Here is a 12,451-nt window from a genome sequence, read left to right as displayed (position 1 = left end):
CTCAGTACACCCAAAAGCCATAGTAACGGCCTCCCTGATGAGGTCCGAACCATGTATCAGTATGACGAGTATGACCGTGCGCTGGTGTTCGAGCGCGTGGCGCAATTTCGCGATCAGGTGCGCCGGTTCATCGCTGGCGAACTGAGTGAAGAAGAGTTCCTGCCCCTGCGCCTGCAAAACGGCCTGTACCTGCAAAAGCATGCCTACATGCTGCGCGTGGCCATTCCCTACGGCACCTTGGGTGCCCGGCAGCTGCGCACCCTGGCGCAGATCGCGCGCGAGTACGACCGTGGCTACGGCCACTTCACCACGCGCCAGAACATCCAGTTCAACTGGGTCGAACTGGCCCAGGTGCCGGACATCCTCCAGCGCCTGGCCGAGGTCGAGATGCATGCGATCCAGACCTCCGGCAACTGCGTGCGCAATATCACCACCGAGGCCTTCGCCGGGGTGGCCGCCGACGAGTTGCTCGACCCGCGGCCGCTGGCCGAGATCCTGCGCCAGTGGTCGACCATCAACCCGGAATTCCTGTTCTTGCCGCGCAAGTTCAAGATCGCCATCTGCTCGGCCATCGAAGACCGCGCAGCAATCATGATGCATGACATCGGCCTTTATCTTTACCGCGACGGCCGTGGCCAGATGTGCCTGCGGGTGATGGTCGGCGGCGGCCTGGGGCGCACGCCGATCCTCGGTTTGCAGATTCGCGAAGGGCTGGCGTGGCAACACCTGTTGTCCTACGTCGAAGCCATCTTGCGCGTGTACAACCGCCATGGCCGGCGCGACAACAAGTACAAGGCGCGGATCAAGATCCTGGTCAAGGCGCTGGGCATCGAGGCGTTCTCCCGCGAGGTGGAGGAGGAGTGGCAACACATCAAGGACGGTCCGGCGCAACTGACCGAGGACGAATTCCAGCGTGTCGCCGCCGCCTTCGAACCACCGGCCTACGACAGCGTCATCGATGATGAGCTGGCCTACGACACCCACCTGGCCCAGGATCACGCCTTCGCCCGCTGGGTGGCCTGCTGCGTCAAGGCGCACAAGGTCCCGGGTTATGCCAGCGTGGTGCTCTCGACCAAACCGGGCGATGCCTCGCCACCGGGCGACCTGACCGATGCGCAGATGGACGCGGTGGCCGACTGGTCGGAGCAGTTCGGTTTCGGCGAGATCCGTATTGCCCACGAGCAGAACCTGATCCTTCCCGACGTGCGCAAGCGCGACCTGCACGCGCTGTGGCGCCTGGCCTGCGAGCGCGGCCTGGGCACCGCCAACATTGGCCTGCTGACCGACATCATCGCCTGCCCGGGCGGCGACTTCTGCGCCCTGGCCAACGCCACCTCGATCCCGATTGCGCAGTCGATCCAGCGCCGCTTCGATGATCTTGACTACCTGCACGACCTGGGTGAGCTGAGCCTGAATATCTCCGGCTGCATCAACGCCTGCGGCCACCACCACATCGGTAACATCGGCATCCTCGGCGTCGATAAAAACGGCAGCGAGTGGTACCAGGTGACCCTCGGTGGCGCCCAGGGCAAGCACAGCACCCTGGGCAAGGTCATCGGCCCGTCGTTCAGTGCCGCCGAGATCCCCCAGGTGATCGAGCAGATCATCGCCACCTACTGCGCTTATCGCGAACTGGACGAACCCTTTGTCGACACCGTGCGCCGGGTCGGCCTGGAGCCTTTCAAGGAACGTGTCTATGCCAAGCGCCCGGAGGAGCTGATATGCGTAATGTGATTGGCCTGCGCAACGGTGAAGCGCAGTTGATCGAGGACGATCCCTGGCAGCTGTTGCGCGAACCCGGCGAGCTGCTGCCTGACGGCCTGGTGATCTTGCCCCTGGCCAGCTGGATTGCCCGCCGTACCCAGCGGCCCTTCGGCCGTGATGGCGTGTTGCTGGGCCCGGACGACGAGCTCGAGCCGCTGCGCCCGTGGCTGCCCCAGGTGCCACTGATTGCCGTGGATTTCCCGAGCTTTCGCGATGGTCGTGGCTACAGCCAGGCCTACCTGCTGCGCAGCCGCCTGGGCTGGCATGGCGAGCTGCGCGCGGTGGGCGATGTGCTGCGTGACCAGCTCAGCCATATGCGCCAGTGCGGTTTCGACAGCTATGCCGTGCGCCAAGACAAGTGTGCCGAGGATGCCCTCAAGGGCCTGGCCGGCATGAGCGTGCTGTACGGGCGTTCGGTGATCGAACCACGGCCGCTGTTTCGTCGACGTTGATCAACAAACGGCATTCCGACCAATGGTTAAGGCCCTGTGTACGGGGCCGCGTGTGGATCCAAGCGCCGGGGTAACATCTTGAATAAACATGTAAATTGCAACTAAAGGAGGACGTATAGATAACAGCTAAATGTCATAAGCTGTTATCGCCGCTTGGCCAATTAGCGATAGTCTGGCTGTACTGTTGCGCGCTTGAAACACCTGCGCCGGGCGGTAGTTTGCGTGGCGCATAGCGCCTGCTATACCAAGGGAACGAGGTGTTGTCAGGACGCTGAATATCATGCCGAAGAATGAATACTGTGAATTAGAGTTACGCTTGGCCTGGCATGATGAAAGCAGTTATCTGCTGGATGCACGGTTCATGAACCCAAGTAGTGATACGGAGAATGAACTGGTTGCGCCGGTGCGAATAACGTTTGACATGGCGCAACTTCGTGATGCCGTGCTTGATGCCGAGCGCTACGGAACATTATTGACTCACCTGTTGTTTTCCGGCGCCGGAAGTCCCTTGCGGGAAGCGTATGTCCATGCACGTATTGCCGCCGCCAGGCAACATGGATTGCGCGTGCGTTTGAATATTCAGAGCAGTGCGCCGGAACTTCACGCTTTACGTTGGGAAACCTTGCAGGATCCGGATGATAACAGCCGGCTGCTGGTGCAGGAGAATGTATGGTTTTCGCGCTTCCTCAGTGCCCGGGACTTTCGCTGGCAACCGCGTGCCGACAGCGGGGAAATCTCCACCTTGGTGGTGGTGGCCAACCCGGATGACTTGAACACGCGCTGGAACCTTGCGGCCATCGACAGTGCTGCCGAGCTGGCGCGGGTCACGAACGCGGTGAAGCTGGGCGAAGCGCGTGCGTCAACCAGCATACAGATACGCACCCTGGATAAACCCGCCTCGGTGTTCAATATTGCCACTGCCCTGAAGCACAAATACGCCGACGTCCTCTACATCATTTGCCACGGAGCGATTACCAGCGATGGCAAACCCCGGCTATTGCTCGAAAAAGAAGACAAGACTTCGCATTTCATCGAAGGCAAGGAGCTGGTCGAACGTATTCGAGACATGGATGAGCGGCCTCGCTTGATCATTCTCGCTTCCTGCGCCAGCGCCGGCGACGAACACGCCGGCGCATTGACCGCCATCGGTCCCAGCCTGGCGGCAGCGGGGGTGCCGGCGGTGATAGCCATGCAAGGTGCGATCACCCAGCGCACCAGCGCCATGTTCATCAGCACGCTGTTCGAGGAACTCGCCTGCCACGGCCAGATCGACCGCGCCGTGGCCGCTGCGCGCAGCCAGGTGCGCGGTGAAAGCGACTGGTGGATGCCGGTGCTGTTCATGCGCTTGCGCTCCGGGCGGTTGTGGCCGGCGTTTGCCCAGCCCGACGCCCAGTTCGACAGATGGAAAAGTATCGTCACCGATGTGGCCAAGGAAAAGTGCGTACCGATTCTGGGGCCCGGACTGGTGGAGTCGACACTGGGCAGCATGGGTAACATTGCCAAGAAGTGGGCGCAACTGTATGAGTTTCCGTTGGCCCCTCAACACCGCGATCGGATCGAGCATGTCGCCCAGTACTTGAAGTACCGGCAAAGTCCGAATGTGGTCGTGGCGGAACTTCAGTCGTATTTGATATCGCACATCCGTGAACGCTACAAGGAACAGCTGGCAATAGTGGAGGATGATCAGGGTGAACGGTTGCGCAATGGCAAGGACTCGGATCAAACCCTCAATGAGTTAATGGCTTTTGTTGGCCGTCATCAGCGCCAGCAGCATAAAGAAGATGTGCATCGATTATTGGCCAGGTTGCCAGTGCCGATTTACATCAATGCCAACCGGGATAATTTTCTCAGGGATGCCTTGATTGAAGCAGGTAAACAACCGCAGATTGCATTGTGTACCTGGGTGACCAATAACAATACGCCGCAGTTCAATGGCCCGTCGCTGCCGAAGAAATACAAACCCAGTGTCGCCGAACCGTTGATCTTTTATGTGTATGGCAGCCTCGAATATACCAACAGCCTGGTGATTACCGAAGATGATTATTTTGATTTCCTCATGGCGGTCACCCGCAATGAGCGCTCCCAGCTGGCCAGTATCCCGGGGGCGGTGTCCAGCGCATTGGCGTCGCAAGGTGCACTGTTACTGGGATTTCAACCCGATGACTGGGACTTCCGGGTGCTGCTCAAAGGGATCCTGATGCAGCCGGGAAGCTCGCTTAACGGTACCCGCGTGGCGGTGCAGGTCAGCCCGCGTGAGGGCCTGATCATCGACCCGGACCGCGCCAGTGATTACCTCGCCAAGTATTTCATCGATGCCCACCAAGGCAAGCTTCACGTGTTCTGGGGCAGCGCCCAGGCGTTTATCCAGTCACTGACGGAACGTTGTATCGAACAAGGTGTAATCCCTCCTGACGCGTAACGAGGTGGCACCATGACAGACCATGCCAACCCCTATATTGGTCCGTTACCGTTCACTGAAGGCAAAACCTTGTACGGTCGGGAGCAGGAAACCCAGGTGCTGTTCGACCTGTTGATCAGCAAGCGCATCGTACTGCTGATTTCACCCTCCGGTGCCGGCAAGACATCGCTGATCCAGGCCGCCTTGCTACCGCAGCTCAGAGAGCGCCTGTGGCCATTGCCGATTATCCGCCTGGACAGCCTGAGCCCGCCTGGTGCGGGCGAAAGCGATTCGTTCAATCCGTACCTGAGCGCGACCCTGCATTCGATGGAGGCCGGGCGCGGCGATGAGCGCTTGAGCGAGGGCGTGCTGGCGCAGCAAACACTGGCAAGCTACTTGAAACTGCGCATGCGCGATGCAGAGCAGGCGCAGCCCAATGGGGTGTTTCCGGTGCTGGTCCTCGACCAGTTTGAAGAGCTGTTTACCCTGGATCGATACGACTGGGAGCGCAAGCAGGCATTCATCCAGCAACTGGGTAAACTGCTGAGCGAAGGCATTGACCTGGGGCCCGGCGAGGATGGCACCCCCCGGGTGCAGCAGGTCTGGGCACTGTTCTCGATGCGTGAGGACTATGTTGCCGAACTTGAGCCGTATCTGGACCTGATTCCGACGGCCCTGACTTTCCGTTATCGGCTCGAACCACTGGACCGCACGCAGGCAGTGGAGGCGATCGTTGGCCCGGCAGCGGGGTGGTTTGAAGCCGCTGCCGCCGAGCGCCTGGTCAGCGACCTAAGCGGCACCGGCCAGCCGGGCGAGCGCAATACCAAGCAAGGGCGCTATGTCGAACCGGTGCAACTGCAGGTCGTCAGCTTGCGCTTATGGGACAAAGTGGTTATCGGCGAACAGCGGGCAATCACCGCGGCGGATATCAATGCCGATGGGCAAAGCAACGAGGTCGACACCGCGCTGGAGGAGTACTACCAGGTCGAATTGAATCGGGCCAGCGCCGGTCGCAAGATTCGAGAACGCACTCTGCGCGACTGGATCGAGAGCAAGCTGTTGACCGACAGCCAGGCACGTACTCGGGTGCTGCGGGAAATCGGCGTTGATCCTGCTCTGGATGAAGCGGTGGACTCATTGATCGACGGCCACCTGTTGCGTGCCGACACCTCGGGTGAGCGCACCTGGCTGGAGCTGTCCCATGATCGCCTGGTCAGGCCGATTCTGGACAACAACCAGAAGTGGCGGGAGTCGCATCTGCAGTTGGTGCAGAAGCGCGCCATGCAGTGGATCAAGGAAAACCGCGCGGAAAACCTGCTGCTCAATCCTGCAGAGTTACTAAAAGCCCAGGAATTCGTGGAGGAGCATCCTGGCGAACTCAACCCGCTCGAATGCGAATTTCTCCAGGAGTCCCGGGACTTGCAGGCCGAGCTGCAGGAGCAGGCACGGCGCAATGAACAGATACGCGCTGACAATCGCCGATTGGGCAAGCGCCTGGGGATTGCCGCGGGGTTGATTGGCAGCCTGGTCTTCGGCCTGGTAATCGTGGCAATTGCCTGGATCAGTGCAAACGATGCCAAGGATGCGGCAGAGAAAGCAAAAATCGCTGCGGACCAGCAACGTACTGAAGCCTTGCAGGCCAAGTACCAGGCCCAGGAACGGCTGCTGCAGGCACGAATGATGGAAGCCAACGTGCAGACTGACAGTGGCCGGTCGTTGAGCAGCTTGTCGCTGCTGGAGCCCGGCACGAGTGTGTCGATGCAGGCGATGTATTTTCGAAGCTTGCTCAAAGCGTTGGGGTCGAGTCCGCCGCTGACCCGGGTGGTCGGCCAGGGCCATGTGGTCAAGGGCTTGCAGTTTTCCGCCGATGGCGGGCAGTTGTACTCCGGCGACTGGAACGGGCAGACCTTCGCCTGGCCGCTGGCCGGGGACGAGGCGCCCGGCCAGAGCCTGGACAACGATGCAGGGCAGAGCATCCAGTCGCTGGCCTACAACCCGCTGCGCAAGCTGTTGGTCAGCGCCAACCGCATCGGTGCAATGGTCCTCTGGCAGGAAGGTGGCGCGGCCCCGGTGGAGCTGGCGCGGTTTAATGCTCGGGATGTGAGTGTCGACCGTGGCGTGCTGATGAGTGCGCAATTCGATGCCAGCGGCCAGTGGCTGGTAACCCCGGGCAATCGCCGCAGGCAACCGTCGTTGTCGGTCTGGTCGCTGGCCGACCTGGCCAAGCCGGCCGTGGTTGCAACCTTGAGTGGCTACCACACCACCAACATTTCCAGGGTTACCTTCGTACCGGCCGGAAAGTATGCCGGCTACCTGGTCTCTGCCGATACCGAGGGCAATCTGGCACTGTGGAAACTGCCCGCAACGGCCACGGCACCTGTCGTTACCCTGCACACCCTGGACGTCATTCGCAAGAAAGTCGGTGTCTTTGCCGCAACGGTCGACCCCTCCGGGCGCTGGCTGGCAGCAGGCACCGCCGACGGCAGCCTGCTGTTCTGGGATCTGTGGGCGCAAAAGCCGGGCGACAGTGGAGTGGTAGTGCCCAGTTTCATGCATCACGGCCGCGTCACAGCCATGGCTTTTTCCCGCAAGGGGGACAAGCTCTATAGCGTTGGCGGCGACAAACTGTTGCTTGAGTGGACGCTCCCTGAGCAAGCAGCCAAACCGCTGGATACCCAACAGTTGGCATCCGCCATCCAGGTCGTGCGCGTCGATGGCTGGGGCGAGAAGCTCTACAGTATTGCCCTGCACCCGCAACAGGAAGGCATTGTCGCAGTGGGTGGCGGTACCCAGATCCGCATGCTCGATCTCAACCGCATGACGCCTTTGACCAGCCGCATGACTGGCAGTGAAGGCCCCTGGCGGGCAATGAGCGCTTCGCATGATCAGCAGGTGGTGGTCGGCCTGTCGGCCAATACGCTGAGCGTCAGGCGTTGGTACCGGCGCGAGGCCAACGCACAACCGCAGTCCCTGGACTTCCCGGGCCCTGAACGGCGGCTGACGACCCTGGCATTGTCGGGCGACGGGCATACCCTGGCAGACCTGACCTGCGATGGCTACTTGCAAGTCTGGGATGTGACGGGCGATACACCGCAACGCAGGCTGGAAAGCAGGGCCGGCCGGCAGGAGCAGCAATGCCGAAGTGAGCGCGATGAGTCCGTGGCATTTCAGCCCGGCGGGCAATTGCTCGCCAGTGCCTTCGGTAATCAACTCAAACTCTGGGCGCAAGACACCAATGGCGGCTGGTCACTGGTGGGCCAGCACGCGCTGGCCGAGCAGCAACGGATCAAGGCGCTGGCCTTCAGTCCGTCTGGCAAGCAATTGGCCATTGCGGGGGATTGGGGCGTCATCGAACTATGGTCTACCGACGGCGGCGCGCTGAGCCAGGTTAATCAGGTCAGTGCGGGAGCCCAGGCATTGATCACTGCTCTGGCCTTCAGCAGCAATGGCGAGCGCCTCGCTTCCGGTGGTGATGATGCATCGGTTATCGAGTGGCGGGTGGCCGACCTGCAGTTCCTGGGTTCCAGCCAGTGGCACAACCGGGCGGTGTCGAGTATTGCCTACCTTGCCCAGTTCGACTCCACCCTGCTGGTCAGCGGTGATCGCGAAGGGCAGATGGTGCTGTGCGCGACGCCGGTCAGTGAAGACCAGTGCTCGCCAGTGGGCAGCCCCCGGGGGACGCCGATCAGCGCAATGGCCGCCGTGGCGGACGAACTGCTGGTATCGAGCAACGCGCTCTGGCAATGGCAACTGCAACCGCAGGTAATGCGCGCCGCGGCGCAACGTCTGGCGCGCAGGCCCACGGCAGTCGTCGAGGTGCCTACCCAGGCGCAGGCGCAATGAACAACCAGACGGTTGTCTTCAACGGTATCAACGGTGCCGACGGCAATTACCTGACTGCACCGTTAACGCCTGAGTGTCTGGGGCAGCGCCTGATGCAATTGAACGACCCTGCCAGTGACCTTGAATCCCTGAAGGCGCGTGACCTGAAAAGGCAGGCGTGCTTCGGTCTGCCATTGGACATGGATGGCCAGGCATTGGCGCAAACCGGTTGGGCGGTAATCTTTGCCCGCTCGGCGCGCGCCGAGGTACGCCAGGCCCTGGCTCCGCTGCTGGCGTTGCGAGCCCAGGAGGCCGGGGCGTTGTACCGCGAGTTCAGCGGCGAAGCGGGTTACTGGCCAGGCGATACCGCACGTGCATGGCTGGCTCGCCAGCCCCGCGGCAAGTCACCGGGTGTTGTCGCTCCGCAGAAGGTGCCCTACTACCTGATGATCGTTGCTGACCCGCAGGACATTCCTTTTCGCTTCCAGTATGAACTGGCCGTCAGCTATGCAGTCGGCCGAATCCATTTTGACCATCTGCAGGGCTACCACAACTACGCCCGGTCGGTTGTCGCGGCGCAGGCCGCCGAGGTCGCATCGACACGCCGGGCATTGTTCTTCGGCCCCTGCAACGAGGCGGATGCGGCCACTCGGCTGAGTTGCGCGCTGCTGGTCGAACCCCTGGCACAACAACTCGCAACGCTTTCGCTCGAACATTGGCAGGTCGAGCAGTGCGTGGCAGACCAGGCCACCAAGGCCAGGCTGCTTGGGCAACTGTCGGGGCAGCCGCCGTCTCTGCTGTTCACCGCCAGCCATGGCATGGGCTTTCCTTGCGGCGATCCGCGACAACTGCGCCATCAGGGCGCGTTGCTGTGCCAGGACTGGCCAGGGCCGCAGCAGCACCGGGGGGCGATCCCCGCTGACTACTACTTGAGTGCCGATGATCTGGACGACCATCTGTGCCTGGCCGGCAGCGTGATGATGCATTTCTGTTGTTATGGTGCCGGCACGCCACTGCAGGATAACTTCAAGCACAGCAACGAGGCCTTGCGCCAGCTTGCATCGCGGCCATTTCTGGCCGCTTTGCCGATGCGTGCGCTGAGCTTGCCGGCCGGCGCTGCGCTGGCGGTGATCGGACATGTCGAGCGGGCTTGGTCCTACTCGTTTGACTGGCCCGGTTGCGGCGATGACCTGGCCACCTTCAAAGGTACCGTACAGGCGTTGATGAAGGGCAAGCGCGTGGGGCTGGCAATGGATCATTTCGCCATGCGTCACGCCGAAGTGTCGGTAGCGTTGAATGGTGAACTGGATGTGCTCAAAGACCCGATCGCCAAGCGAGATGACCTCGCGCTTGGCGCGCTGTGGATTGCCAGCAACGATGCACGCAACTATGTGATCCTCGGCGATCCGGCAGTCAGGCTGCAGGTAGAGGTCTGACCGGCAGTGGTCTATGGTTTCTGTCTGGTGAGTACATCCTGCCTGAGAGAGGCCTTATGACCGAGCCCAGCAACAGCCGCCGCCGCTTTATCGCCGCCAGTTCCGTGCTCGGTGCCGCCGGGGCCATGTACTCGACGGCGCCACTGGCCGCCGGAGCCCTCCTGCGCGGGACCGAAACGGCCGTGCCGGCCGAGCTGATCCTGCACAACGGCCGGCTGCACACGGTGGACCGCGAGCGGCCACAAGCCAGCGCCGTGGCCATCCGCGACGGGCGCTTCGTGGCGGTCGGCGATGACGCCCAGGTCATGGCCCTGCGCGGGCCGGCGACCCAGATCATCGACCTCAGGCAACGCACAGTGATCCCCGGGCTCAATGATTCGCACCTGCACTTGATCCGCGGCGGCCTGAACTACAACCTGGAACTGCGCTGGGAAGGCGTGCCGTCGCTGGCCGACGCCTTGCGCCTGCTCAAGGACCAGGCTCTGCGCACGCCGGCGCCGCAGTGGGTCAGGGTGGTCGGTGGCTGGAACGAGTTCCAGTTCGCCGAGCGCCGTTTGCCGACCCTTGATGAGCTGAACCAGGCCGCGCCCGACACCCCGGTGTTCGTCTTGCACCTGTACGACCGTGCCTTGCTCAACCGCGCCGCCCTGCGCGTGGTCGGCTATGACCGCAATACGCCCAACCCGCCGGGTGGCGAGATTCAGCGCGACGCCAACGGCAACCCTACCGGCATGCTGATCGCCCGGCCCAACGCGATGATCCTTTACTCGACCCTGGCCAAGGGACCGAAGCTGCCACTGGAGTACCAGGTCAACTCGACACGCCAGTTCATGCGCGAACTCAACCGCCTGGGCCTGACCAGCGCCATCGATGCCGGTGGCGGCTATCAGAACTACCCCGACGATTATGCGGTGATCGAGCAACTGGCCAAGGCCAGGCAGTTGACCGTGCGTATCGCCTACAACCTGTTTACCCAGAAGCCCAAGCAAGAGCTGGCCGACTTCAAACACTGGACCCGCAGCGTCAAGTACGGCCAGGGCGACGACTTTTTGCGCCATAACGGCGCCGGCGAGATGCTGGTGTTTTCCGCTGCCGACTTCGAGGACTTCCTCGAACCACGCCCGGACCTGCCCGCCAGCCTGGAGGGCGACCTGGAGCCGGTGGTACGCCATCTGGTCGAACAGCGCTGGCCGTTTCGCCTGCACGCCACCTACGACGAATCGATCTCGCGCATGCTCGAGGTGTTCGAGAAGGTCAATCGCGACATTCCCTTCAACGGTTTACCGTGGTTCTTCGATCATGCCGAAACCATCAGCCCGAAGAACATCGAGCGGGTGCGGGCGCTGGGCGGCGGCATCGCCATCCAGGACCGCATGGCCTTCCAGGGTGAGTACTTTGTCGAGCGCTACGGTGCCAAGGCCGCCCAGCACACACCGCCGATCCAGCGCATGCTCGCCGAGGGCATCCCGGTGGGGGCCGGTACCGACGCCACCCGGGTGTCCAGCTACAACCCCTGGACTTCGCTGTACTGGCTGGTCAGCGGCCGTACCGTCGGCGGCCTGGCGCTGTACCCGCAGGGCCTGGACCGCGACACCGCGTTGTCGCTGTTCACCCATGGCAGCGCCTGGTTTTCCAGCGAGCAGGGCAAGAAGGGCCAGATCAAGGTTGGCCAGTTGGCAGACCTGACAGCCTTGAGCGCCGACTACTTCAGCATCGACGCCGAAGCGATCAAACACCTGGAATCGGTGCTGACCCTGGTCGACGGCAAGGTGGTATACGGCGCAGCCGAGTTCGCCCGGCTTGACCCGCCGGCGTTGCCGGTGTTGCCCGACTGGTCGCCGGTGGCCAAGGTGCCTGGGCATTGGCGCCAGGGTGCGCCGCTGAGCGCCCAGGTGCATCAATGCGTCGGGGCCTGTGCGGTGCATGCCCACCAGCACCAGCACGCGCGCCAATCGTCGGTGCCGGTCAGTGATTTCCAGGGCTTTTGGGGCGCTTTTGGTTGTTCCTGTTTTGCCTTCTGAAGGTTCGGGCTACCATGCCGGATCGCCCGTTCGACAGGATGTTGCTGCATGCCATTCACTACCCGCGTTGCCCGGCCCAGTGATGCCGAGGCGCTGAGCATCATCGCTGGCCAGACCTTTGCCCTGGCCAGCCCGCCAGACGCTGCCGCCCCGGCATTGCAGGCGTACATCGACACGCAGTTGCAGCCCGAACACTTCGTCCTGCACCTGCTCAACCGACGCAAGCGCCTGCGCGTGCTCGAGCACCTGGGCGCGGTGGTGGGCTACAGCCTGGTAGACAGCACACCCGAGGTATTGGGAATTGCTGAAGCGGACGGCTTGCCGGAGCTCAGCCGCTGCTACGTGCTACCCGAGCACCATGGCCACGGCGGCGCCCAGCGGCTGCTCGACGACACCCTGGCGCAGGTGAGCGGCGCCATTCGCCTGACCGTCAACGAACAAAACGCCCGGGCGATCCGCTTCTACCAGCGCAATGGCTTTAACAAGGTCGGCGAGGCCGTGTTCGAATGCGGGACGGAGCGCCATCGCGACTGGGTGATGGTCGCGCGGCGTGGATAA

At 62.4% G+C, this 12,451-nt stretch carries 7 protein-coding genes; all 7 read left to right on the top strand.

Features of this window, described 5'->3' with window-relative positions; genetic code table 11:
• Positions 1-51 precede the first annotated feature (51 nt).
• The 7 genes from LOY34_RS15505 to LOY34_RS15475 all read left to right on the top strand — a co-directional run bounded on the left by LOY34_RS15505 (position 52) and on the right by LOY34_RS15475 (position 12,451).
• Complete coding sequence (locus LOY34_RS15505) at positions 52-1,734, top strand: nitrite/sulfite reductase (protein WP_195884406.1); 1,683 nt, start codon at positions 52-54, stop codon at positions 1,732-1,734.
• Positions 1,722-2,216 (top strand): DUF934 domain-containing protein, encoded by a 495-nt coding sequence (locus LOY34_RS15500; RefSeq protein WP_093381720.1) that lies wholly within the window; start codon positions 1,722-1,724, stop codon positions 2,214-2,216. The genes LOY34_RS15505 and LOY34_RS15500 overlap by 13 nt, the downstream gene beginning before the upstream one ends.
• A gap of 280 nt (positions 2,217-2,496) precedes the next feature.
• A complete protein-coding gene (locus LOY34_RS15495) occupies positions 2,497-4,635 on the top strand; it encodes a CHAT domain-containing protein (protein ID WP_213604091.1) in 2,139 nt (712 codons plus the stop codon).
• 12 nt (positions 4,636-4,647) lie between these two features.
• Entirely contained in the window at positions 4,648-8,457 is a 3,810-nt protein-coding gene (locus tag LOY34_RS15490; RefSeq protein WP_195884404.1) for an AAA family ATPase, read from the top strand.
• Positions 8,454-9,872 (top strand): hypothetical protein, encoded by a 1,419-nt coding sequence (locus LOY34_RS15485; RefSeq protein WP_195884403.1) that lies wholly within the window; start codon positions 8,454-8,456, stop codon positions 9,870-9,872. The genes LOY34_RS15490 and LOY34_RS15485 overlap by 4 nt, the downstream gene beginning before the upstream one ends.
• Positions 9,873-10,054: 182 nt before the next feature.
• Entirely contained in the window at positions 10,055-11,893 is a 1,839-nt protein-coding gene (locus tag LOY34_RS15480) for an amidohydrolase (protein ID WP_195886008.1), read from the top strand.
• Between the two features lie 48 nt (positions 11,894-11,941).
• Positions 11,942-12,451 (top strand): GNAT family N-acetyltransferase, encoded by a 510-nt coding sequence (locus LOY34_RS15475; RefSeq protein WP_195884402.1) that lies wholly within the window; start codon positions 11,942-11,944, stop codon positions 12,449-12,451.

It is taken from the genome of Pseudomonas sp. B21-009 (assembly GCF_024749345.1).
Taxonomy (GTDB): domain Bacteria; phylum Pseudomonadota; class Gammaproteobacteria; order Pseudomonadales; family Pseudomonadaceae; genus Aquipseudomonas.
Note: the sequence above shows the minus strand (reverse complement) of the source record. Positions and strands in the feature narration are given on the sequence as shown.